This is a genomic window from Pseudomonas sp. BE134 (assembly GCF_031456105.1).
Taxonomy (GTDB): Bacteria; Pseudomonadota; Gammaproteobacteria; order Pseudomonadales; family Pseudomonadaceae; genus Aquipseudomonas.
The window spans coordinates 145071-167382 of record NZ_JAVDUA010000013.1; the positions used below are offsets into that span (position 1 = coordinate 145071).

Below are 22312 nucleotides of genomic sequence, written 5' to 3' on the forward strand. Positions count from 1 at the left end.
GGCTGACTAACGGCGGCCCTGGCGACGTTGAATCCATTGCTTCCGGTTAATAGGAAGCATTACTATTCACGCCCCGTCTCCACAGCACACCGCAATGACCCCCAAGCTGCCCCGCAGACATGGCTTTTTCGACTATTACGAAGAGTTGGTTGGCACCTGGACCCGTCGCCTGAGAAATCGTCAGCAGGCCGAGGACCTGGCCCACGACACCTTTGTGCGGGTGCTTGAGTCGAATTCGGCGGCGGTGGAACAACCTCGGGCGTATCTGCACCAGACCGCGCGCAACATCGCGGTGGACGGTTATCGGCGTGAGGATCGGCGGGGCGCCATGGAGTCGGAGGCGATTGATCTGAGTGTGTCGTCGTCCGGCGACCCGGAGCAGTACATGCAGGCGATCCAGTTGGCTGATTGCATCGAACGGGCGCTCACCGAGTTGCCGGTCAATTGCCGCAAAGTATTTGTGTGGCAAAAAATCGAAGGCCTGACCCAGGCTGAAATCGCCGAACGCCTGGGTTTGTCCAAGAACATGGTGGAAAAGTATATGATCCGCACCTTGCGGCATCTGCGTGACCGCCTCGACGGATCGCAAGCATGATCGGCCGCGCCTTCTCACCCCCAGCCAAGCAGGAACTTCCATGATGGATACTCGTGATTGTGCGTGCGGGCAAACAACGGTTCGCGATGATGCGGCGCGATGGTTCGTGCGTTTGCAGGAGCCGGCCGTGGACGTTGTGGAGTATCGGCGCTTCGAGGCCTGGCTGCACGAACATCCGCAACATCAAGACGAATTCGAAATGCTTCAGGGCTTGTGGATGGCGGCTGACCTGGTGCCGGTCGAGCGTCTGCAAGCCATGTGTGAAACCGCGCCGGCTCGCCGCACGCGTCAACCGTGGCTGCGGTATGCGGTGGCGGCCAGTGTGGTGGCCGTGGCGCTGGGCGTGGGGTTGTTCAGTGGTTTGCATCACCCGGAACCTTTTACCGCTGAATATTCCACGGCGTTGGGTGAACGTCGCCATGTGGTCTTGCCGGACGGTTCGTTGATGGACATGAACAGCCGTAGCCGTATTCAGGTGCGTTTTGATAAAGACCGGCGTGGCATCGAGCTGACTGAGGGCGAAGCGATGTTCAGCGTCGAGCACGACACCAGCCGACCGTTCGTGGTCGAAGCGGGCAACGGCCAGGTGACGGTCACCGGCACGCGCTTCGATGTGCGCCGCGACCCTTTGCAAACCCGGGTGGCGGTGGAGCAGGGCACGGTCAAGGTTCAGGGACAGGGCGCCGATGTCATCAGCCTGACTGCCGGCCTCGGTACTCAAATCGATGCCCAAGGGGTTGTCGCGGCGGCTTATGCGGTCAACCCGGCCGAGCTGACCGCGTGGCGCAGCGGCAAACTGGTGTTCAACAACGCCAGCCTCAGCGAGGTGGCTGCCGAAGTGTCGCGTTATCGCGAGAAACCCCTCACCGTCGACAACGACACCGTCGGCAATCTGCGGCTGACCAGTGTGTTCAATTCCGATAACACCGACGCATTGCTCAAGGCCTTGCCGAGCATCCTGCCGGTGGCCGTGCGCACCCTCGATGACGGCAGTCAGGAAATAATTTCAAAATAAATTCAGGTTTTTTTCGAGTTCATCGTCTTCCTGTCCATCTGCAACTGGTTTGCATTAACAAACGCATGCGCTTGCGATTTACAGGATACTGTTCGACGTGAAAAACACCTCTGCCAACAACAAAAAATCCCATTGGTTACCACTGACGCTCGCCTTGGCGATCAATGCTGCGCTGCCCCAGGCGTTCGCCGCCGCTGGCATCCATATTCCGGCGCAGCCGTTGGGCCAGGCCCTGAGCCAGTTGGGCCAGCAAACGTCGTTGCAGGTTTTTTTCAATCCTGAACTGGTCGCCGGCAAGCAAGCCCCGGCTGTCGACGGCGACATCTCGCCGGAACAGGCCTTGCGCCAGTTGCTGCAAGGCAGCGGTCTGCAGTACCAGATCGATCAAGGCTCGGTCACGTTGACGCCCGTGCCGACGGCGGCTACGAACGGGCCGTTGGAGCTGGACGCGACCGATATCAAAGTGGTCGGCGACTGGCTCGGCGATGCCGACGTGGCCTTGGTGCAGAACCATCCCGGCGCGCGGACGGTGGTTCGCCGCGAAGCGATGGTCGAGCAAGCGGCGATGAACGTTGGCGAAGTGCTCAAGCGCGTCCCCGGCGTGCAAGTGCAGGACGCCAACGGCACCGGTGGCAGCGATATTTCCCTGAACGTCGGCGTGCGCGGGCTGACCTCGCGCCTGTCGCCACGCTCCACGGTATTGATCGACGGCGTGCCGGCCGCGGTGGCGCCGTATGGTCAACCGCAGCTGTCGATGGCGCCGATTTCCTCGGGCAACCTCGACAGCATTGACGTGGTACGCGGTGGCGGTTCCGTGCGTTACGGGCCACAAAACGTTGGTGGCGTGATCAACTTCGTGACGCGCGCAATCCCGCAAGAAGCCACCGGGGAAATCGGCACCACCCTGGAAACTTCGCAGTACGGTGGCTGGAAACACCTCGACAGCGCGTTCCTCGGCGGCACCGCAGACAACGGCATCGGTGTAGCGCTGTTGTATTCCGGGGTGAACGGCAACGGGTACCGCGAAAGCAATAACGGCAACGACATCTCCGATGTGCTCCTCAAGACCCAGTGGGCACCGACCGATGTCGACTATTTCAGCCTCAACTTTCACTACTACGACGCCAACGCCGACATGCCCGGCGGCCTGACGCAACAGCAGTACGACGCTGATCCGTTCCAGTCCGTGCGCGACTACGACAACTTCACCGGCCGCCGCAAGGACGTGTCGTTCCGCTGGGCAAGGCAGATCGATGACCGGACACAGGCCGAAGTGCTGACGTACTACACCGACAGTTTTCGTGGCAGCAACATCGCCGCTCGCGACCAGAAAACCCTCAGTGCTTACCCGCGCACGTATTACACCTTCGGCATCGAGCCACGGGTGTCCCATGTGTTTGAAGCGGGCCCGACCACTCAAGAAGTCAGCGTCGGCTATCGCTACCTCAAAGAAGCCATGCACGAAGAGTCGAGCCGTGTCGCGCTGGTGAACAATCAACCGGTGCTGACCCCGAGCTCTGACGGCCACGTATTCCAGGACCGTACCGGCGGCACCGAAGCCAACGCGGTGTACCTCGACAACAAAGTCGATGTCGGCAACTGGACTGTGACCCCGGGCATTCGCTTCGAACACATCAGTACCGACTGGCATGACCGCCCGGTGCTCGACACCGCCGGCAAGCGCGTGCCGGAGAAGAAGCGCAGCATCGAAAGCAACGAACCGCTGCCGGCCCTGAGCGTGATGTATCACCTGTCCGAAGAGTGGAAGCTGTTCGCCAACTACGAAACCTCGTTCGGCAGCCTGCAATATTTCCAGCTCGGTCAGGGCGGCATCGGTGACAACACCGCCAATGGCCTGGAGCCGGAAAAAGCCAAGACCTACGAGGTCGGCACCCGCTATAACAATGAGGCGTGGGGCGGGGAAGTGACGCTGTTCTACATCGACTTCGATGACGAGCTGCAATACATCAGCAACGACGTGGGCTGGACCAACCTCGGCGCGACCAAGCACCAGGGGCTGGAGGCGTCGGTGCATTACGACCTGTCGGCGCTTAACCCGATGCTCGACGGCCTGACCGCCTACAGCGGTTTCACCTACACCCGTGCCACCTATGAAGGCGATATTCCGGGCTTCAAGGGCCGTGACCTGCCGTTCTATTCGCGTCAGGTGGCCACCGCCGGGCTGCGTTACGACATCAATCGCTGGACCTACAACCTCGATGCCTATGCCCAGTCCAAGCAGCGTTCGCCGGGCACGGGAGTGAACGCCGATGGCAGCTTCAACGGCAACTACATCACTGAAGGTACAGCGGACGGCCAGTTTGGTGACATTCCGGGCTACATGACCTGGAACGTGCGCGGCGGGTATGACTTCGGTTCGCAGCTGTCGAACCTGAAGCTCGGCGCCGGGGTGAAAAACATCTTCGACAAGCAGTACTTCACCCGATCAAGCGACAACAACTCGGGGATGTATGTGGGAGCGCCGCGTACGTTCTTTGTGCAGGCCAGTGTGGGGTTCTGATAGACCGAGGTGACCCCATCGCCAGCAGGCTGGCTCCCACAGGATTTGTGAACGACACAAAACCAATGTGGGAGCCAGCCTGCTGGCGATAGCTATATCAGACTCTCAACACCTTCCCGCCAATGGCCACCGCCACCAGCAGCAACGCCATCAAGCCAAAGGCAAAACTCAAACTGCTGCCGTGGGCGATAAACCCGATCAACGCAGGTCCCGCGAGGATGCCCGCATAACCCAGCGTGGTGATGGCCGGCACGGCAATGTGCTCGGGCATGACCGTCTGTTTGCCGACGGCGGTATACAGAACCGGCACGATGTTCGAACAGCCCGCGCCCAGTAACGCATAACCCACCAGCGCCGCCTCCCAGGCTGGTGCGAACGTCGCTAATGCCAGGCCTGCGGAGGCTATCAGCCCGCCGAACACAATCACCCGCGTCGAACCCAGACGCCGGACAATCCGGTCACCGGTCAAGCGGCCGGCTGTCATGGTCAGCGCAAAGGCCGCATACCCCAGCCCCGCATACGCCGTATCGATGCCGCGCTCCTGCGCCAGGAACACCGCGCTCCAGTCCAGCGCGGCACCTTCGGCCAGGAACACGATGAAGCACATCCCTCCAATAAACAGCACGATGCCATGGGGCAAGGCAAACGCTGGCCCGGCGCTTTCGCTGCCATAGGGCAACAGGTGCGGCGCCGCTTTCAGCAGTGCCAGCACCAGCACCGCAACCACTCCCCACATGGCGCCCAGCGGAGACATTCCAAGCCCAAGCAAACCGCTGACACCCGCCGCACCGACGATCCCGCCCAGGCTGAACATCCCGTGAAACCCCGACATCATGTGCTTGCCGCTGGCCCGTTCGACGATTACCGCTTGCAGGTTGACCGTCGAGTCCACCGTGCCCAGCCCGGCGCCAAACATGAACAGCGTGGCGATCAGCGCCGGCACGGTCGACACCGTCGCCAGCAACGGCAAGGCCGCACAGATCAGCAACGTCCCGCCCGCCGTCACGCGCCGGCAACCGAAGCGCGCGGCCAGCAACCCGGCCAACGGCATCGCCAGAATCGACCCCACCCCCAGGCATAACAACAGCAAACCAAGCGTCCCTTCACCCAGCCCGGCCCGCGCCTTGGCGTAAGGCACCAGCGGCGCCCAGGCGGCGATGCCCAGACCGGCAATGAAAAACGCGACGCGGGTGGACATCTGCTCCAGGCGGCCGGGGATCAATGGGGTTTGGGTGTGGAAATGGGTCATATCAATCCTTGGCAAAAAACGTCGCGTACCCAAGGGACACTGACTGATCCCGCGGGTTCATCAGTGTCCGCAGCCGTTCGCGGTCAGACAGGTCCACATCCTTGCACAGCCCGTCGCGGTTTCGCGATATCGTCGATAGATTGATTGTTCAGACAGGAGGCGACATGACGCAGATCTACGATGCACGGGGCAATATTTATATCGTCGTGGCGCCTGATGCCGTGCGCGATAGCGGCATCAATTTGCCTGAACAGGCCGAACTTGCCGCACAAACCCGAGAAAACTGGACGCTAGCCGCCATCGAGGCGTTTTGTGGTTGGGTCCCCGGCACTCAGCCACCGGGCAGCAAGGACCATCGTAGCGACGGTTTGCTGGTCGGGCCGTTTCAATCGGCGCCGCCGTATGACCTGCTGATCGTCAACACCGACGGCACATTCGCCGAACGCAGTGGCAATGGCCTGACGATCTTTTCTCAGTCGCTCAGCGAGCAAGGATTGATGCCGAAGGAAACCGGGTGCCTGTTGCGGGTTCATCACGACAAGACGGATGCGGTTTCGCCGGGGGAGACGACAGTCAAACCGGCGGAGGTCGATGGCGTGCAAGGATTCTGGCTGGATTTGGGCAAGCCTTCGTTAGGACCGCAAGCCGTGGGTGCGCACGGGGTTGAAAGCGTGCAGTTGAATGGGCGAGACGTCAGCCATGTGCAACCATTGTCCGCGCTTGAGCCTGCCTGGGACCGCAGCCAGTTTGTGCGGATCGGCAATCCGCATTGCGTGACCTTGGTGGCGAGCGTCGCTGCATTACCGAGCAATGAGCAAATGCGTGAACCACCGTTGGCTGAAGGATTGATGCGCATTGCGTATGCCATGCCGACCGGCGCCGGCGAACCGTGTCCGGCGGGGGTGAATGTGCAGTGGGCGATGCTTGAATCTGCACAGCAAGTCATCGCGCGGGTGTTTGAACGCGGGGAAGGGCCGACCGCGTCGTCGGGCACCAGCGCCAGTGCGGTGGCGTGTGCGGCGTGGCGGGTGGGTTGGGTCACGGCGGGTGAGGTGAAAGTGGTGATGCCGGGCGGAACGGCGCCGATTTTGCTGGAGGAAGTGGACGGGGAATTGAGTCGGGTCAAGTTGTTTGGCACGGCTCGGTTGATGGGTTGAATTCAGGAAAGCTATCGCCAGCAGGCTGGCTCCCACAGGGGATGTGTGAACGACACCGATCCAATGTGGGAGCCAGCCTGCTGGCGATGGGGCCCTGAAAGTCAGCGAAAATTCAGAACTGATTTGGCCATTCCACCACTGGCATCGTCCGCTTCATCAGTAACTTGCCCTCGCGAACCGAATACAGCGGCAAGCCCTGGCTGCGAATCACCTCATAGTCACTGTCCGCCGACAGCACTAGCAAGTTCGCTGGCCGTCCCGCTTCCAGGCCATAACGCTCGCCGAGGTTCATCGCCTTGGCGCTGTTGTCCGTCACCAGGTCCAGCGCGCTTTGCAGGTTGCGGTAACCGAGCATGTGGCAGATGTGCAAACCCGCTTCAAGCACACGCAGGATGTTGCCGTTGCCCAGCGGATACCACGGGTCAACGATCGAGTCCTGGCCGAAACACACGTTCATCCCCGCTTCGAGCAACTCGTTGACCCGAGTCACGCCACGGCGTTTCGGGAAGTTGTCGAAGCGCCCTTGCAGGTGAATGCTTTCAGTGGGGCAGGAGACAAAACTGATCCCCGAATGCCCGAGCAAGCGAAAGAGTTTGGCGCAGTAAGCGTTGTCGTAAGAACCCATCGCGGTGGTGTGGCTGGCGGTGACCCGCGAACCCATGTCGCGGCTGCGGGCCTCTTCGGCCAGCACTTCAAGGAAGCGTGAATGCGGGTCGTCGGTTTCGTCGCAGTGCACGTCCACCAGGCAACCGGTGCGCTCGGCCAGGTCCATCAGGAACTTCACTGAACTCACCCCCTGATCGCGGGTGTACTCGAAGTGCGGAATGCCACCGACCACATCGGCGCCCATGCGGATCGCTTCTTCCATCAGCTCGCGGCCATTGCGGTACGACTCGATGCCTTCCTGGGGGAACGCGACGATTTGCAGGTCGATCAGGTGACGGCTTTCCTCGCGCACCTCCAGCATCGCCTTGAGCGCGGTGAGCTGCGGGTCGGTGACGTCGACGTGGGTGCGCACATGCTGGATGCCGTGGGCGGCGAGGGTCTGGATGGTCTTCTTGGCGCGGGTCTTGGTGTCTTCCTCGGTAATCGTCACCTTGCGCTCGCCCCAGCACTCGATGCCTTCGAACAGCGTGCCACTCATGTTCCAGCGCGGCTCACCGGCGGTCAGGGTGGCGTCGAGATGAATGTGCGGCTCGACAAAGGGTGGCACCACCAGGTTGCCGCCGGCATCCAGATCTTCAGGGCCCAGGGTCGGGGCTTCGGTCTGTCGGGCGATGGTACGGATCAGGCCGTTTTCCAGGTGCAACTCATGCAGGCCTTCTTGGTTGCGCAGGCGGGCGTTGATGATGTGCATCAGGCGAATCCTTTTATAAATCTTGCTGGGGTGCAGCGACGGTTCGGGCACCGAGCACGGCGGTCAATAACATATACGTTAGCGCGGCAGCGGCAATCCCTACCAGCGGCGCGACCCACGGCGAACTGAAAGCGGCCACGGTGCCGACGGCATAGGCCGTCAAACCCGACCAGTTAAAGGCGGGCAACCGTGCGTCGGCCAACTTGGGGTAGTGACCGCGATAGCGATAGAAAAAGTCGGCCATGATCACACCACCAATCGGCGGAATCACCGTGCCCAGCAGAATCAGGTACGGCACCAGCATGTCGTACATGCCCAGCAGTGCCAGCAGTGTGCCGATGAGTGCGCCGCCCAGGGTCACGGTTTTGCGTCGGCCGGTGCGCAGCAGGTTGCAGCCGGCGACGGCGAAGTTATAGATGGTGTTGTCCTGGGTGCTCCAGATGTTGATCAGCAACATCGCCATCGCGGCCATGGCGAAACCTTGCAACAGCAGCACTTCGACCACGTCCGGTTGCTGATAGACGATGGCCCCGTAGGCGCCGATCACCACCATAAGGCCGTTGCCGAAGAAGAACCCGATCAGGCTCGCCAACACGGCAACTTTTGCCGAGCGTGAGAAGCGCGTCCAGTTGGTGGCCTGGGTCGCACCGCTGACAAACGTACCGAACACCAGGGTCACGGCGGTCGACCAATCCATCGTTCCCGTCGGCACGACGGCGAGCAAACCATCGAGCCCGCCGACCTTGACCGTCGCCACCCACATCGACAGCGTCAGCAGCACCATCATGGCCGGAACAGCGATGTAGGAGAGAATCTCCAGCCCGCGATAACCGACATAGGCGGTCGCACAAAATATCATCCCGAACAGCACCATCAGCCCGAGGACCGTGCCCTCGCTCAACTCGAAATACTTGCCCAACACCACGGCGGCAGTAGCCGTGCCCCAGGCGTACCAGCCGATTTGGGTAAAACCGAGGATCAGGTCGCTGAGCTTGCTGCCGACTTCACCAAAACAGAAACGGCCCATCAGCACCGAGTTGAGTCCGCTCTTGAACGCAATAAAACCCAATGCGGCGGCGTAGATCCCCAGCAGCAGATTGCCGACGATGATCACCGCCATCATCTCGGCAAAGTCGAACGCCACACCGAGTTTGCCGCCGGCAAACATGGTGGCGGTGAAGAAAGTGAAACCCAGCAGCACCATCGCGGTGGAGCCGAGCCCCTTGCGGGCATTCATCGGGACTTCGCTGAGGGGGTAGTCGTTGCCCGGGTTGTTCTGCGTCATGTGGCGTTCCTTACGAATGGGGAGGACGCGTTAGGGAGAGCAGTGGTCGTGCCAAGGGTGAGGGGTGTAGTTATTTATAGTCGAGCCTGAGGGGCGCGCGGGGCGGGAAACAAAAAGCATAGGCATAAAAAACAGCCCCTGAAGGCTGTTCGAGTGCTCACTGACGAAACACATTCCCAATGTGGGAGCCGGCTCGCTCCCACAGGGATGACATTGTCTATTCGGGCGGGTTACTCGCCGTGATAGATGCAGCCGCTGGTGCACGTCTCGTGGATACGGATCGCGCTGAGTTCCGGCAGCAGGGGCTTCAATTCATTCCAGATGAATTTGGCCAGCACTTCACTGGTCGGGTTTTCCAGACCGGGAATGTCGTTCAGGTAGTTGTGGTCCAGACGCTCGTAGAGCGGCTTGAAGATTGCCTTGATTTCCGAGAAGTCGCGGATCCAGCCGGTGTGCGGGTCGAGCTCACCACTCAAGTGGATCGCCACTTTGAACGAGTGCCCGTGCAGGCGGCCGCACTTGTGGCCTTCCGGTACGTGGGGCAGGCGGTGGGCGGATTCGAACGTAAACTCTTTGAAAATTTCCACAGGTGATTTCAGCTCTGTCAGGTGGCGATCGCCACGGCGATGCGGGCAGGTGGCGAGTTTACCAGAGCTGCGGGCGAAACACTGACTAAAGGGTCAGCAAGCGCTCGCCGAGGCGACCATTGGCGGCCAGTTCGAGGAACTCGTCACCGAGGCGACGGCTTTCATCCATGGTGGCGCGCCAGTATTTCTGCCGGGCCGGCGCGTCCCCCATGAAGCGCTTGAAATCGTTACGGTCCGGCAGTTTGCCGTAGGGCAAGCGCGCCAGATACTCCTTCGACGGCGCCAGCAGCAGAACATCCTGCAAACGCGCAGGGCAGGCTCGGCGCCACGGCAGGGTCTTGTCGAACCAGCCGGGAATCACCCGGTCGGTGAAATGCGGATACAGCACGATGTCGTCGCCGCTGTAGGGCAGGTCGAGGTGATAGTCGAGTAAACCGCCATCGCGGAACGTTCCCGCACCGGCGCCGGGCAGGTCGCGCACGCCTTCCATCACCATCGGGATCGAGCCCGATGCCAGCAGCGCCTGGCGCAGGTTACCGGTGTTGAGCGCGACGAAGCGCGAGGGGAAGTCGTTCAGTGCATTGACCGGCGGTGCCAGACGCGGGTCGTGGATGATCAGCCGCTCGAAATGTCGCGACAACCGTGCGCGCCCGCGCAGGTTGTCGGCGATCACGGATCCCAGCGCCAGCCCGAGGCGGCCGCGATGGTCGTGGGCCAACGGGCCGTGACTTTTGACCACCATGATGTTCAGTCGGTAATGCGCGTTGCTCAAGATCGAGGCATCGCGACCGTCCAGCAGTTCATCGAGCATGCGCTGCGAACTCTGGCTGATCTGCGCCATGGTCACGCCCTTGGCGAAGTTCTGCTCGGTGTACAAATGACCGAGGCGCCGGATGCCTTCGGCGGCGTCCGGCAGACAGGCACTGGCGAAGCGCCAGGAACCGACCGAGGCGCCAATCAGTGAACGCTCGCGCGGTGCGGCCGACAGCCATTCGCCAAACAATGCCAGGTCCAGACCTTGAATCCCCAGGGCCTTCGGACCGCCGGCGGCACCCGGCAGCGTGCCGACGTCGGCGGCGCTCAGGCCATCTTTACGGATGCGCGCGAAGGCACGCGGGCCGGCCTTGAGGGTCAGGGAAGGGAACTTGATGTGGATGGCGGTCATACCGGTCTCGATGTTTGGCAAGCGGGGAATTATAAGCAGTTCAGGCAACACCACCAATCCACTGTGGGCGAGCCTGCTCGCGATGGCGGCGTAACATCCGACATCAATGTTGAATGTAATGGCCTCATCGCGAGCAGGCTCGCTCCCACAGGGTTTTTGTGGTGTTCCAATGATGGCAATTCAGTTTCAATTAAGATCAGATCGCTAAGGTGCTACCCGTAAGCAACACGAAAGACGGAGACACCCATGAACAAATTAGACGCTGTCAGCGGCCAGGTTCTCAAGGATCATCAGGATACGTAATGAAGGTGCGTTCATTTTTCCGCATGGCGTGGGTGCTTCTGGGGTTTTGCTCGGCGGTCCTGGCCCGCGACCTGGACCAGGACGAAGCCCTGCGCCTGCGCCAACAGGGAGTAATCCTGCCGCTGGAGCAACTGCTCCAACAGGCGCTGGATCGCTACCCCGGCGCCAAACTGCTGGAAGCCGAGCTTGAAGAAAAGCACGACGTCTACATTTATGAAGTCGAACTGCTGACCCCCGAAGGCGTGGTCCGTGAGCTGGACATCGAGGCCACCACGGGCCGTTTACTGAAAGACAAGGAAGATTGACCGATGCGATTGTTGCTGGTGGAAGACCACGTGCCGCTGGCCGACGAACTGATGGCCGGCCTCAACCGGCAGGGTTACGCCGTGGACTGGCTGGCCGACGGTCGCGACGCGGTGTACCAGGGCAGCAGCGAACCCTATGACCTGATCATCCTCGACCTCGGCCTGCCCGGTTTGCCGGGGCTTGAAGTGTTGGCGCAATGGCGCGCCGATGGCCTGATGACGCCCGTGCTGATCCTCACCGCGCGCGGTTCCTGGGCCGAGCGCATTGAAGGCCTCAAGGCCGGGGCCGACGATTACCTGACCAAGCCTTTCCATCCGGAGGAGTTGCACCTGCGGGTTCAGGCGCTGCTGCGTCGCTCCCACGGCCAGGCAAATCAACCGACACTCAAGGCTGCCGGGCTGCACCTGGACGAAGGTCGTCAGTGCGTGACCCGCGACGGCGCCGACATTCAGCTGACCGCCGCCGAATTTCGCCTGCTGCGCTATTTCATGCTGCACCCCGAACAGATCCTCTCCAAAAGCCACCTTGCCGAACACCTCTACGACGGAGAAACCGAGCGCGATTCCAACGTGCTGGAAGTTCACGTCAACCACCTGCGACGCAAACTGGGGCGCAGCGTGATCGAAACCCGTCGCGGTCAGGGTTACCTGTTCGGCGGGGCCGGTCAGTGAAGTCGATCCAGCGTCGCTTGAGCCTGGGCCTGATCAGCGTCATGGTTGTCGTCGGCCTGGTGCTGGCGCAAACCAGCTTGTGGTTGTTCGAAATGGGCTTGCAGCGCTACCTCGAAGCCGGTTTGCGCGACGACAGCGAAAACCTGCTGGTCGCCATGGTGCGCGGGCCGCAAGGGTTGCAGCTGGAGGAACGGCACCTGTCGCCGGCTTACCAGCGACCGTTTTCCGGGCACTACTTTCGCATCGACTTCGACGATCACCATTGGCGCTCCCGTTCGCTATGGGATCAGGAACTGCCCAAGCTTGAACATCCAGGCCTGCACAGCAACCTGCAACTGGGGCCGGAAGGGCAGCAATTGCTGGTGTTGCGTTCAGACTATCGACGCCTCGGCCAGTCGATTTCCATCAGCGTCGCGCAGGACTACACCCCGGTGCGTGAAAGCTTCAAACGCATGCAGCAAGTGGGGCTGGGGTTGGGACTGGCCGGGCTGCTGCTGATATTGCTGCTGCAACGGATCACTGTGCGGCGTGCCTTGCGTCCACTGGAGAAGGCTCGCGAACAGATCGCTCAGTTACAGCAAGGCCAGCGCTCGCAACTGGATGATCAGGTGCCGATCGAGCTTGAGCCGCTGGTGGCGCAGATCAACCATTTGCTCGCGCACACCGAAGACAGCCTCAAGCGTTCGCGCAATGCCTTGGGCGACCTCGGCCACGCGTTGAAAACCCCGCTGGCGGTGTTGTTGAGCCTGGCGTCCAGCGAAAAACTCGACGCTCACCCCGAGTTGCGCAAGGTGCTTCAAGCGCAACTGGAGCAGGTCCAGCAACGGCTCAATCGCGAACTCAACCGCGCCCGATTGTCCGGCGACGCGCTGCCGGGCGCGTTGTTTGATTGTGATGAAGAACTGCCGGGGTTGTTGGCGACGCTGAACATGATTCATGGCGAGCACCTGGCGCTCAGCTACCGCGCACGGCCCGGTTTGCAGTTGCCGTGGGACCGCGAGGACTTGCTTGAACTGCTTGGCAACCTGCTGGACAACGCCTGTAAATGGGCGGATGCCGAGGTTCGCTTGAGCGTGGTCGAGACGTCGGGCGGGTTTGAGTTGAGCGTCGAAGACGATGGCCCGGGGATCCCCCGAGACCAGCGGGCCCAGGTGTTCAGCCGCGGTACGCGCCTGGATGAACAGACGGATGGGCATGGGTTGGGGCTGGGGATTGTGCGCGACATCGTCGACACGTGGGGTGGGGTATTGCGGTTGGAAGAGAGCGAGTGGGGCGGGTTGAAGGTTGTGATCGAGTTACCTCGTCGATGATCGTTCCCACGCGGAGCGTGGGAACGATCAGTGTGTGGGGTCAGACCCGGAACTGATCCATCAGACTCTGCTGCTGATTCGCCAGGCTGTTCAGCGACTGGCTGACCCGCGCCGATTCGTTCGCCTGTCCCGACAACGACTCCGTCACATCCCGAATCGTCGCGACGTTGTTGTTGATCTCCTCGGCCACCGCGCTCTGTTCTTCCGCTGCTGAAGCAATCTGCAGGTTCATGTCACTGATCACCGTCACCGCATCGCCGATCTGGCGCAGCGCGGTCACGGCCTGGCTGACCTGCTCGACACTGCCCTGAGCCTGCCGATGGCTGTTGTTCATCGAACCGACCACGTCCTGGGTGCCACTTTGCAACTGCTCGATCACCAGACGGGTTTCCTCGACCGACTCCTGTGTGCGGCGCGCCAGGTTGCGCACTTCATCGGCGACCACGGCAAAACCGCGTCCGGCTTCACCGGCACGGGCCGCTTCGATGGCGGCGTTGAGTGCGAGCAGGTTGGTCTGTTCGGCAATGGCGCGGATCACTTCCAGTACCGAACCGATTTTCTCGCTGTTCACCGCCAGCCCTTCAACTTGCACCATGGCCGCGCTCATGTCGGCGGCGAGGTTGTCGATGCTGGTGGTGGTCTGGTCGATCACGGTTAGCCCGCGACGCGTCGCCTGATCGGCATCCTTGGCCGCGTGAGCCGCTTGCGCGGCACTGCGAGCGACATCCTGGGCGGTGGCGCTCATTTCGTGGGACGCGGTGGCCACCTGATCGACCTGACGGTACTGCTGCTCCATGCCGGCGCTGGTCTGGGTGGCGATGGCGGATGACTGATCCGCCGTGTTGCGCGCGTCCTGCACCGAGCGTTTGACCTCGGCGATGATCGGTTGCAGCTTGTCGAGGAAGCGGTTGAACCAGCCCGCCAACTGGCCCAGCTCGTCCTTTTTGTCATAGGCCAGGCGCCGGGTCAGGTCACCTTCGCCGCTGGCGATGTCTTCGAGCATCTGCGCCACGCCGAGGATCGGCCTGGTCACGCTGCGGGCCATCAGCCACACCAGCATCAGACCGATCAACGCGGCCAGCACGCCGAGGCCGAGTTCGACCAGGGTGCCGCTGCGGTTGCTGTCATCGAGTTGTTTTTTCAGCATCTCGGCCCGGCTGACCAGGACGTTCTGCGGCACGTCGAGCAGCACACCCCAGGATTTTCCCCCGGGAATCGGCTGGAACGGTGCCAACACTTTCATTTGTTGTTCGTTGTGCAGGCTTTCGGTGTTGCTGCTGCTGGCGAGCATGCGGATCAGCTCGGCACCGTTGGCCGTGTCCACAACATCCAGGCGCTGGCTGAGTTTACTGGCGTCGACGCTGTAGCCAGCAAGCAGCCCGGCCGGGCTGAGGATGCTGACATGGGTCTGGCCGTCATACAGCTTTTTGCTCGCGCTTTGGCTCATCGCTTGCAGGCTGTTGAGGTTGAGGTCCACCGACAACGAGGCGATGACCTTGCCGTTGACCATCAGCGGGAACACGATGCTGGTCATCAGCACGTTCTGGCCATCGATCACATAGAAGTACGGTTCGATCACGCACGGCTTGAGCGAGGTGCGCGGGCAGGTGAACCAGGCGTTGGCCGGTTCACCGCTCGGGCCGGTGCGGGTGTCGGCCATGTCACTTTCCGGCAACGCCATGGACGTGACCTTGCCCGGTGTCGCCTGCGACCAGTACAGCGCGAAACGGCCCTTGTCGTTGCTGCCCAGCTCCGCCTGGCCGGTGAACAGTTCGTCCTTGCCGTCCAGCGCATTGGCTTCGAATACCAGCGACAGGCCGAGCAGTTCCGGGTTGGCTTGCAGCGCAGACTTGACCTGACGGGTCAGGTCTTCACGCAGGTCGAAGGCATCCAGAAAGCGCTTTTCCGCCTGCTCGCGCAGGAACAACACCTGGCGCGAAAAGCCATGTCCGTACTGATAGGCGTCCATGAATTGCTGACGAATCAGCAGCGCCTGGTTTTCGCCCTGGGATTCGATCCGCGCCTGGGCGGCTTCGGTGAGCATCTCCATGCTTGAGGCTTTCACCATCGCGGAGCTGTGCTCCATGCGATACAGCGAAAGACCTACCAGCAGGGTCACGATGCCAGCCAGGCAAAGCCCGGCCAGCAGGGTGATTTTCCATTGAATGGAAAGTTGTCTGAGTGACATGGAGACGTCCTTTATTCGATAAATATCTGAGACTTTGCACTGTAGCGGCCGTGATTCGGCTTTCTTTATCCGCGCGCTCAAATAAGAAACGAAACACAACGTGTAGCAGCTGGCGCAGCCTTCGGCAGCTGCTACGGAGTCCGCGTTGGCTTTGACAAGGCCATGATGCTGCGGCACAGTGCGCGCCCTCTAATAAAACCTATTCTCCAATCCGCTGGCGGTGTTTCGCAGACTGCCGGCTGAGCTCATTTCGCGTGCCTAGAGGTAACGATGATTAATGCTGTAATTGCTGCGGTCGGCATCATGCTGATCCTCAGTCTGTCCCGCGTGCACGTAGTGATCGCGCTGATTATCGGTGCGCTGGTGGGCGGCCTGACCGGTGGCCTGGGCATCGACGCCACGCTTAAAGCCTTCAACAGCGGGCTCGGCGGCGGGGCGACGGTGGCGTTGTCCTATGCCTTGCTCGGAGCGTTCGCGGTGGCGATTGCCAAGTCCGGCATGGCCCATGCCCTGGCGGACAAGGCGTTGGCGATGGTTGATCGGCAACATGCCAGCGGTGGCGGTCAGGTCAAGTGGCTGTTGATCGGTTTGCTTGGCACGGTGGCCATCGCCTCGCAGAACATTCTGCCGATACATATCGCGTTCATCCCGTTGCTGGTGCCGCCGCTTTTATACGTGCTGACCAAGCTGCAACTGGATCGCCGGTTAATCGCCTGCGTCATGACGTTCGGTCTGATCACCCCGTACATGTTCCTGCCGGTGGGGTTCGGCAACATCTTCCTCAACGAGATTCTGCTGGCCAACGTTGCCCGCAGCGGCGTGGACATCAGCGGCATCAACGTCACCCACGCCATGGGCATCCCGGCGCTGGGCATGGTGTTCGGTCTGGCAGTGGCGTTTTTCAGCTATCGCAAGAAACGCGTCTACGACCTGGAAAAAATCGAGCAAGTCGAACAGGTCGCGGTGCAGTACAACCCGCTGAGCCTGATGGTGGCTGGCGTGGCCATCGTGGCGGCCTTCATGATTCAGTTGCTGCTGGACTCGATGATCATCGGCGCCTTGGTCGGATTCCTGATTTTTTCGGTGTCGGGCATCGTGAAATGGCGTGATACCGACGACCTGTTCACCGAAGGCATGAAGATGATGGCGATGATCGGTTTCATCATGATCGCCGCATCCGGTTTTGCCGAAGTGATGAAAGCCACCGGTCAGGTGCAGACCCTGGTGGAGTCCTCGGCCTCGTGGATCAACCACAGCAAAGGCATCGGCGCATTGTTGATGTTGCTGGTGGGGTTGCTGGTGACCATGGGTATTGGATCGTCCTTCTCCACCGTGCCGATCCTGGCGGCGATTTTCGTGCCGCTGTGCGTGCAGTTGGGGTTCAGCCCGCTGGCCATCGTGTGCATCGTCGGCACCGCCGGCGCCTTGGGTGACGCCGGTTCGCCAGCCTCCGACTCTACCCTGGGCCCGACCTCGGGTTTGAACATCGACGGCCAGCATCACCACATCTGGGACACCGTGGTCCCGACTTTCCTGCACTACAACCTGCCGCTGCTGGCGTTTGGTTGGGTGGCGGCAATGGTGCTGTAAAAACAATCTTTCTGGTCACACAGGACCCTTTGTGGGAGCGAGCAGGCTCGCTCCCACAGGGATCACCTGCCGCTACGGCCTGTCCCAATACGGCACTGCGCCAAAGCATTCGACAAAGAAATCAATCACCGTACGCACTTTCACCGACAAGCGTCGGCTGCCCGGCCACAGCACGGCGATCTGCTGCGGTTCAAGGCTGTTGGATACCTGAAAGTCGCCAAGCACCGGCACCAGCGTGCCTTCGCGCACCGCCTCACCAATCAGCCACGACGGAAACATCACCAGCCCCAAACCTTGTTCGGCGGCTTGAACCAGGGTGTCGGCGTGGTTGCCGGTGATCGGTCCTTTGACCGAACAGGGCGTCCAGTCTTGCTGATCCTTGCGGAAAAACCAGCGTTGCAGGCCGGTCGCGCCTTTGTAGGCCAGACATTGATGCGTCGCCAGGTCTTGAGGACGTAGCGGCGTGCCGTAGCGTTTGAGGTAGGCCGGGCTGGCGGCGACTTGAAACCGGTGCGGCGCGAGGATCCGCGCTTGCATGCTGGAGTCGTGCAGCGGCCCGATGCGAAACAGCAGGTCGGCGCCTTCTTGCAGTGGGTCGATGTAGTGGTCGGTTTGCTGGATATCCAGCTGCAACTTGGGGTAACGCTCGCACAATAGCCCCAGCCACGGCGTCAGATGCCGTTGGCCGAACACCACCGGGGCGTTGATCCGCACCAGTCCGCTGGGCTCGCTTTGCTGTTCCTGCAAGGCTTGCTCGGCTTCTTCCAATTGCACCAGCACCAGTCGCGCATGATGACCGAGCATGCGCCCGGCTTCGGTTGGGGTAACTGCGCGGGTGTGGCGGTAGAGCAATTGCTGGCTCAGGGCCTGTTCCATCAACTGGATCTGCCGGGAAATCGAAGAGGGCGCCAGACCTTCGCGCCGTGCCACTTCGGAAAAACTGCCGTGGTCGAGTACGGCGACAAACAGTCGAAGTGCCTTGAATCCGAGTTCGTTGAAGCCGTGCATGGGCTGTCCTGCTGTGCGAGTTGCGCAAAAGTGTTGTCAGGATGCTCCCATTTATCGCAAAGCATCGCCAGCGGATAATGTCGGCCATTGTTCCTACAGGCAGGTTTCTTTAATGCAAGCGTCTTCAATCGACACAGCGGTCACACCCGCGACCAAACCAGGCCTGCGGCTATTGCTGCTACCGCTGGTCATCCTGGCTGGCATGGGCCTTTCCGTGGAGGCCGGTCTGCTCGGGCCGCTCGGGGTTCAGGTCGGGCATCTGTGGGCGACGTTGAGCATATTCGGGGTCGGCTCGGCGATCCTGTTTTTGCTGCTGTTGTTCAGCGGCCCGCAACAAGGCCCGGCGTTGAACACGTTGCCGCGCTGGCAGTTGATCGGCGGCTTTCTCGGGCCGATCTACGTGGTGGTGCTGACCCTGGCCACGCCGCACATCGGTATTGCGATGACCATGATTGCGATCCTCTGCGGGCAGGTCGGCAAAAGTGTGCTGATCGACCACTTCGGCTGGTTCGGCGCCAGCCGTAAAAAGGTCAACGGTGAACGTTGGCTGGCCCTGCTGCTGATTGTCGTGGCACTTGTTCTGATCGCTCGGGGTTGAAGATGAATCTGATTATTTTGTTGGCCGTGATTGTCGCGGCCGGTGCAGTGTTGAGTGTGCAGGCAGCGATCAATGGCCGTCTGGGCGAAACGGTCGGTGTTTTACGCAGCAGTTTGCTGACCTTTGTGGTGGGGGCGGTGGTCACCGGGCTGCTGATCCTGTTTTTCGAGCCGGCGCAGGCCATGAGCTTGCTGGACGTGCCGAAATGGCAGCTCAGTGGCGCGCTGTTCGGCGTGGTCTACATGATGGTCATGGTCGGCGCGGTGCCAAGGGTGGGGACGGCGGTGGCGACCGTGGCCGTGATCGTCGGGCAACTGGGCATGGGCATGCTGATCGACAATTTCGGCTGGCTGGGCAACCCGGCCATCGACTTGTCGAACAACCGGATGGTGGCGATGGTGTGCCTTGGGTTGGCGCTGGTGTTTATGTATCGCAGCAGTACGCGGCAGGCCTGACACAAACTCCTACACTGGTAAGACGGGCCGCGTTTGCGGCACCCCGACGACCACACCCATGGAGTCCGACTCATGATCAGCAGTGACAGTATCTGCGATTGTCCAAAATGCTCGTGCAAACTGGGCGAGCATCCCATCGCGCGCCACGGCAAACACTATTGCTGCGAAGCCTGCGCCAAGCACCATGAACACGGCGAAGAATGCTCGAGCAAAGGTTGCAAGTGTGCTGATGCCAAGTAGTGCAGCGCGACCAAGTGCAGCCTGATGGGCACGCACTTTGTAGCAGCTGGCGCAGCCTGCGTCCGGCTGCGCAGCAGTCGTAAAATCAGACTATGCGGTGATTCAGGAAAACCGTGTGTACTGGACTTACGACTGCTGCGCAGCCGGACGCAGGCTGCGCCAGCTGCTACCGATCGTATTGTTTCTTAACTCGCCGGCCGCCACGTGACATTTTCGACGCCGAACTTTTCCGCCATCGGTTTGCTGGTCTTTTGCACCTTCTCTCGGCCGAATCGGGGAATCCTCCCCACGCCGGCATCGCAGCTCGCCCAATGCCAGGCTTCCGCGTTGTCCATCTTCTCCAAGCGAATGATGAACGACTTGGGGACACCATGGAGGGTGTAATCAATGACGAAAAGTTTTGCGCTGTTCATAAAGCCCGTATTCCTCCCTGTGGTAATAGAGGGATCGTCGGGGTCACGGAAAATTCACTCGGATTGTCAGGCGGTGGCGACCAGTAGCGACAAGGCCTCCGGCTGGTTACCATGCAAGGCCTGAAAACCTCAATGATTGCTGCCCCATGGCCCTTGCCGCGCCTCCAGACCTGAGTGACACCGATGTGCCCGTGCAGCCGCTGGCGCGCACCTATCCGCGCGGCCTGTTTATCGAGCCGCACGAGCATGTCTGGGGCCAGTTGCTGTATGCGATGAGCGGGGTGATGTGGGTCGAAACGCCCCATGAGGCGCTGGTGGTGCCGCCGCAACGGGCGGTGTGGCTGCCACCGGGCGTGCCGCATGGGATTCGTGTGGTCTCGGACTTGCAGATGCGCAATATCTACCTGAGGCCCTCCCTGGCAGCGACACTGGACGACAGGGTCCAGGTCATCGAAGTCGGCGGTTTGCTGCGCGAGTTGATTGTCGGGTTGGTGGCGCAGGGCGACGACGGCGCGCCCGAGTATTACGAAGCGCTGGTCGGCCTGGCATTGCTGGAACTGCGACGTGCCAAGCGCTCCGAGCTGAAAATTCCGCTACCGGATGATTCCGACCGACGCCTGATGAACCTCTGTCAGGCGGTCATGGCCGCGCCTTCACTGGACATTCCCTTCGAACAACACGCCGAAAACGCCGGTGCCAGCGTGCGCACCCTGGCGCGGTTGTTCAAGGACGGTCTGGGGATGGGCTTCGCCGAATGGCGGCGACAGGTGCAATTGGCGACGGCGGTGGCCGAGTTGATTCAAGGTGTGCCGGTCAGCGCGATCGCCCGCGAGTTGGGTTATACGCCGAGCAGCTTCAGTGACATGTTTCGCCGGGAACTGGGCGTCGCACCTTCGCAGTTCACCGCGAGCCCTTCCCAAAGCTGAAAGACGGCTTGGCCGAAAAGCCGAAGCACTTGGCCGATACCCGGCGCGACCTCCCACTAGACTCTGGGCTTACCTCAATTGCCCACAGAGTCCGCCATGAGCTACCTCATTTCGCTGGTCATCGGTCTGGGCGTCGGTTTGCTCTACGGCGCACTGGATTTCCGTTCCCCCGCACCACCGGCCATCGCGCTGGTCGGGCTGCTCGGCATGCTGGCCGGCGAACAGTTGTGGCCGATGGGCCGGCAACTGGTGGCTGGCTGGACCTCCTGAACCGTTTATTTACTCAATGGAAACGCTCATGAAAGCATTGCAGTTCGACAAAACCGGCGACCTTTCGGCCTTGCGCTACGTTGACGTGCCCACCCCGGTTGCCGGCGTCGATGAAGTGCTGGTGCAGATCAAGGCCGCCGGGCTCAACCCCAGCGATGTGAAGAACGTGCTGGGACGTTTTCCCTACACCACGTTGCCACGCATCCCCGGTCGGGATTTTGCCGGTCTTGTGGTTGAAGGCCCGCAGGCGTTGATCGGACAGGAAGTCTGGGGCACCGGGCGTGAGTTGGGGTTCTTTGCCGATGGCTCCCACGCGCAATTCGTCAAGCTGCCGGCCAACGGTGTAGCGATTAAACCGACCCATTTGAGTTTTGCCCAGGCCGCCAGTCTCGGCGTGCCCTATACCACGGCGTGGGATGCGTTGGAGCGCAGCCTGGTGACGGCGCAAACGCGTCTGTTGGTGATTGGCGGCGGGGCGGTGGGCAGTGCGGCGCTGGCGCTGGCCAAGGTACGCGGAGCCCAAGTGTTGGCGGCGGCACGGCGACCTGAGCAGGTCCAACAATTGCGAGCTCAGGGTTATCAGACGTTGCAGCTGGATAAGCCCGAGGAATTGGGCGTCCAGGTAAACGCGGTGTATGCCGGCGGCGCCGACGTGATCTTCGACACCACCGGGTTCTGGCTGCCGGCCTCGGTCCCGGCACTGGCGATCTTCGGCCGCATCGCCATCATCGCCGCGCCGGTGGACGGCATGGTGCAACTGCCGGCACTGGCGTTGTATCGCAAGGGTGGCTCGGTGGTGGGGATCAACTCGCTGCTATATGGCGTTCAAGCGTGCGCGGCGATGCTCGATCAGTTTGGCCAGTTCTTTGATCAGGGGTTGCTGCCATTGCCCGAGGGCTTGGTTGAGTCGCCGTTGGCGGAAGGGCTGGAGCGGTATGCGGAAGTGAACCAGGGGGCCGGTGACAAGGTGATTCTGTTGCCATAGCTGACACTGATGTTGCTTGTGTCGGCCCCATCGCCAGCAGGCTGGCTCCCACATCTATGGTTACCCCCTTTTCTGCAATACTGTTTTTGATGCCGTGTTTGGCTTGCTTTCATCTATC

At 61.2% G+C, this 22312-nt stretch carries 22 protein-coding genes and 1 pseudogene; 14 read left to right on the top strand and 9 right to left on the bottom strand.

Annotated elements, in window-relative coordinates:
- Window positions 1–94 precede the first annotated feature (94 nt).
- The 3 genes from J2Y56_RS13270 (at window position 95) to J2Y56_RS13280 (ending at window position 4131) form a co-directional block, all read left to right on the top strand.
- Window positions 95–595, top strand: a complete 501-nt coding sequence (locus J2Y56_RS13270; protein WP_007945327.1) for a sigma-70 family RNA polymerase sigma factor — start codon at window positions 95–97, stop codon at window positions 593–595.
- Window positions 596–635: 40 nt separating this feature from the next.
- Window positions 636–1610, top strand: coding sequence for a FecR family protein (locus tag J2Y56_RS13275; RefSeq protein ID WP_007945326.1), 975 nt, complete (start codon window positions 636–638; stop codon window positions 1608–1610).
- Between the two features lie 97 nt (window positions 1611–1707).
- A complete protein-coding gene (locus J2Y56_RS13280) occupies window positions 1708–4131 on the top strand; it encodes a TonB-dependent receptor (RefSeq protein WP_007945324.1) in 2424 nt (807 codons plus the stop codon).
- 97 nt (window positions 4132–4228) lie between these two features.
- Here J2Y56_RS13280 and J2Y56_RS13285 read toward each other — a convergent pair whose 3' ends face one another.
- The gene (locus tag J2Y56_RS13285) at window positions 4229–5380 is read right to left on the bottom strand and encodes an MFS transporter (protein ID WP_007945323.1); all 1152 of its coding nucleotides are present in this window, start codon (window positions 5378–5380) and stop codon (window positions 4229–4231) included.
- A gap of 164 nt (window positions 5381–5544) precedes the next feature.
- Between J2Y56_RS13285 and J2Y56_RS13290 the strand changes: the two genes are divergently transcribed.
- Entirely contained in the window at window positions 5545–6537 is a 993-nt protein-coding gene (locus tag J2Y56_RS13290; protein ID WP_007945321.1) for a diaminopimelate epimerase, read from the top strand.
- A 112-nt stretch (window positions 6538–6649) separates the two neighbouring features.
- Here J2Y56_RS13290 and codA read toward each other — a convergent pair whose 3' ends face one another.
- From codA to J2Y56_RS13310, 4 genes are all read right to left on the bottom strand, one after another.
- On the bottom strand, window positions 6650–7894 hold the full coding sequence (gene codA, locus J2Y56_RS13295) for a cytosine deaminase (protein WP_007945320.1): 1245 nt from the start codon (window positions 7892–7894) through the stop codon (window positions 6650–6652).
- 13 nt (window positions 7895–7907) lie between these two features.
- Window positions 7908–9179 (bottom strand): cytosine permease, encoded by a 1272-nt coding sequence (gene codB, locus J2Y56_RS13300; RefSeq protein ID WP_007945319.1) that lies wholly within the window; start codon window positions 9177–9179, stop codon window positions 7908–7910.
- 230 nt (window positions 9180–9409) lie between these two features.
- Window positions 9410–9766, bottom strand: a complete 357-nt coding sequence (queD, locus tag J2Y56_RS13305; protein ID WP_007945318.1) for a 6-carboxytetrahydropterin synthase QueD — start codon at window positions 9764–9766, stop codon at window positions 9410–9412.
- 85 nt (window positions 9767–9851) lie between these two features.
- A complete protein-coding gene (locus tag J2Y56_RS13310; protein ID WP_033049183.1) occupies window positions 9852–10931 on the bottom strand; it encodes a patatin-like phospholipase family protein in 1080 nt (359 codons plus the stop codon).
- A 302-nt stretch (window positions 10932–11233) separates the two neighbouring features.
- On the opposite strand from J2Y56_RS13310, the gene J2Y56_RS13315 reads away from it, so the two are divergent.
- Genes J2Y56_RS13315 through J2Y56_RS13325 form a run of 3 tightly spaced genes read left to right on the top strand, consistent with a single transcriptional unit; the run spans window position 11234 to window position 13521 of the window.
- Window positions 11234–11539 carry a PepSY domain-containing protein gene (locus tag J2Y56_RS13315; RefSeq protein WP_007945316.1) on the top strand — a complete coding sequence of 102 codons (306 nt, stop codon included), beginning with the start codon at window positions 11234–11236 and terminating at the stop codon, window positions 11537–11539.
- Window positions 11540–11542: 3 nt separating this feature from the next.
- Window positions 11543–12211, top strand: a complete 669-nt coding sequence (locus J2Y56_RS13320; RefSeq protein WP_007945315.1) for a response regulator transcription factor — start codon at window positions 11543–11545, stop codon at window positions 12209–12211.
- Window positions 12208–13521 (top strand): sensor histidine kinase, encoded by a 1314-nt coding sequence (locus tag J2Y56_RS13325; RefSeq protein WP_007945312.1) that lies wholly within the window; start codon window positions 12208–12210, stop codon window positions 13519–13521. Before J2Y56_RS13320 ends, J2Y56_RS13325 begins: the two co-directional genes overlap by 4 nt.
- A 40-nt stretch (window positions 13522–13561) precedes the next feature.
- On the opposite strand, the gene J2Y56_RS28460 is transcribed toward J2Y56_RS13325, so the two are convergent.
- Together J2Y56_RS28460 and J2Y56_RS28465 are read right to left on the bottom strand one after the other, a co-directional pair.
- Window positions 13562–14317 carry a methyl-accepting chemotaxis protein gene (locus J2Y56_RS28460; RefSeq protein WP_405046856.1) on the bottom strand — a complete coding sequence of 252 codons (756 nt, stop codon included), beginning with the start codon at window positions 14315–14317 and terminating at the stop codon, window positions 13562–13564.
- A gap of 102 nt (window positions 14318–14419) precedes the next feature.
- A pseudogene (locus tag J2Y56_RS28465) lies at window positions 14420–15709 on the bottom strand (HAMP domain-containing protein); the annotation flags it as partial.
- A 273-nt stretch (window positions 15710–15982) separates the two neighbouring features.
- Here J2Y56_RS28465 and J2Y56_RS13335 point away from each other — a divergent pair.
- Window positions 15983–17299 carry a Na+/H+ antiporter family protein gene (locus tag J2Y56_RS13335; RefSeq protein WP_162131642.1) on the top strand — a complete coding sequence of 439 codons (1317 nt, stop codon included), beginning with the start codon at window positions 15983–15985 and terminating at the stop codon, window positions 17297–17299.
- A 72-nt stretch (window positions 17300–17371) separates the two neighbouring features.
- On the opposite strand, the gene J2Y56_RS13340 is transcribed toward J2Y56_RS13335, so the two are convergent.
- The gene (locus tag J2Y56_RS13340) at window positions 17372–18307 is read right to left on the bottom strand and encodes a LysR family transcriptional regulator (RefSeq protein WP_007945308.1); all 936 of its coding nucleotides are present in this window, start codon (window positions 18305–18307) and stop codon (window positions 17372–17374) included.
- A gap of 112 nt (window positions 18308–18419) precedes the next feature.
- On the opposite strand from J2Y56_RS13340, the gene J2Y56_RS13345 reads away from it, so the two are divergent.
- The 3 genes from J2Y56_RS13345 to J2Y56_RS13355 all read left to right on the top strand — a co-directional run bounded on the left by J2Y56_RS13345 (window position 18420) and on the right by J2Y56_RS13355 (window position 19600).
- Complete coding sequence (locus J2Y56_RS13345) at window positions 18420–18905, top strand: DMT family transporter (RefSeq protein WP_007945307.1); 486 nt, start codon at window positions 18420–18422, stop codon at window positions 18903–18905.
- A gap of 2 nt (window positions 18906–18907) precedes the next feature.
- Complete coding sequence (locus J2Y56_RS13350; RefSeq protein WP_007945306.1) at window positions 18908–19360, top strand: DMT family transporter; 453 nt, start codon at window positions 18908–18910, stop codon at window positions 19358–19360.
- Window positions 19361–19432: 72 nt separating this feature from the next.
- Window positions 19433–19600 carry a metallothionein gene (locus tag J2Y56_RS13355; RefSeq protein ID WP_007945305.1) on the top strand — a complete coding sequence of 56 codons (168 nt, stop codon included), beginning with the start codon at window positions 19433–19435 and terminating at the stop codon, window positions 19598–19600.
- Between the two features lie 185 nt (window positions 19601–19785).
- On the opposite strand, the gene J2Y56_RS13360 is transcribed toward J2Y56_RS13355, so the two are convergent.
- On the bottom strand, window positions 19786–20013 hold the full coding sequence (locus J2Y56_RS13360; RefSeq protein ID WP_007945304.1) for a DUF6555 family protein: 228 nt from the start codon (window positions 20011–20013) through the stop codon (window positions 19786–19788).
- 146 nt (window positions 20014–20159) lie between these two features.
- Here J2Y56_RS13360 and J2Y56_RS13365 point away from each other — a divergent pair, with 146 nt between their 5' ends.
- From J2Y56_RS13365 to J2Y56_RS13375, 3 genes are all read left to right on the top strand, one after another.
- The gene (locus J2Y56_RS13365) at window positions 20160–20939 is read left to right on the top strand and encodes a helix-turn-helix domain-containing protein (protein WP_007945303.1); all 780 of its coding nucleotides are present in this window, start codon (window positions 20160–20162) and stop codon (window positions 20937–20939) included.
- Window positions 20940–21035: 96 nt separating this feature from the next.
- Window positions 21036–21209 (top strand): DUF1427 family protein, encoded by a 174-nt coding sequence (locus tag J2Y56_RS13370; protein ID WP_007945301.1) that lies wholly within the window; start codon window positions 21036–21038, stop codon window positions 21207–21209.
- A 28-nt stretch (window positions 21210–21237) separates the two neighbouring features.
- Window positions 21238–22194, top strand: coding sequence for a zinc-binding alcohol dehydrogenase family protein (locus tag J2Y56_RS13375; RefSeq protein WP_007945300.1), 957 nt, complete (start codon window positions 21238–21240; stop codon window positions 22192–22194).
- Window positions 22195–22312: the final 118 nt, after the last annotated feature.

Coding starts and splice junctions, on each gene's coding strand:
- J2Y56_RS13270 (WP_007945327.1), top strand. CDS start 95: ATGACCCCCAAGCTGCCCCGCAGACATGGCTTTTTCGACTATTACGAA.
- J2Y56_RS13275 (WP_007945326.1), top strand. CDS start 636: ATGATGGATACTCGTGATTGTGCGTGCGGGCAAACAACGGTTCGCGAT.
- J2Y56_RS13285 (WP_007945323.1), bottom strand. CDS start 5,380: ATGACCCATTTCCACACCCAAACCCCATTGATCCCCGGCCGCCTGGAG.
- J2Y56_RS13290 (WP_007945321.1), top strand. CDS start 5,545: ATGACGCAGATCTACGATGCACGGGGCAATATTTATATCGTCGTGGCG.
- codA (WP_007945320.1), bottom strand. CDS start 7,894: ATGCACATCATCAACGCCCGCCTGCGCAACCAAGAAGGCCTGCATGAG.
- codB (WP_007945319.1), bottom strand. CDS start 9,179: ATGACGCAGAACAACCCGGGCAACGACTACCCCCTCAGCGAAGTCCCG.
- J2Y56_RS13310 (WP_033049183.1), bottom strand. CDS start 10,931: ATGACCGCCATCCACATCAAGTTCCCTTCCCTGACCCTCAAGGCCGGC.
- J2Y56_RS13315 (WP_007945316.1), top strand. CDS start 11,234: ATGAAGGTGCGTTCATTTTTCCGCATGGCGTGGGTGCTTCTGGGGTTT.
- J2Y56_RS13320 (WP_007945315.1), top strand. CDS start 11,543: ATGCGATTGTTGCTGGTGGAAGACCACGTGCCGCTGGCCGACGAACTG.
- J2Y56_RS28460 (WP_405046856.1), bottom strand. CDS start 14,317: ATGGAGCAGCAGTACCGTCAGGTCGATCAGGTGGCCACCGCGTCCCAC.
- J2Y56_RS13340 (WP_007945308.1), bottom strand. CDS start 18,307: ATGCACGGCTTCAACGAACTCGGATTCAAGGCACTTCGACTGTTTGTC.
- J2Y56_RS13345 (WP_007945307.1), top strand. CDS start 18,420: ATGCAAGCGTCTTCAATCGACACAGCGGTCACACCCGCGACCAAACCA.
- J2Y56_RS13350 (WP_007945306.1), top strand. CDS start 18,908: ATGAATCTGATTATTTTGTTGGCCGTGATTGTCGCGGCCGGTGCAGTG.
- J2Y56_RS13355 (WP_007945305.1), top strand. CDS start 19,433: ATGATCAGCAGTGACAGTATCTGCGATTGTCCAAAATGCTCGTGCAAA.
- J2Y56_RS13360 (WP_007945304.1), bottom strand. CDS start 20,013: ATGAACAGCGCAAAACTTTTCGTCATTGATTACACCCTCCATGGTGTC.
- J2Y56_RS13365 (WP_007945303.1), top strand. CDS start 20,160: ATGGCCCTTGCCGCGCCTCCAGACCTGAGTGACACCGATGTGCCCGTG.
- J2Y56_RS13370 (WP_007945301.1), top strand. CDS start 21,036: ATGAGCTACCTCATTTCGCTGGTCATCGGTCTGGGCGTCGGTTTGCTC.
- J2Y56_RS13375 (WP_007945300.1), top strand. CDS start 21,238: ATGAAAGCATTGCAGTTCGACAAAACCGGCGACCTTTCGGCCTTGCGC.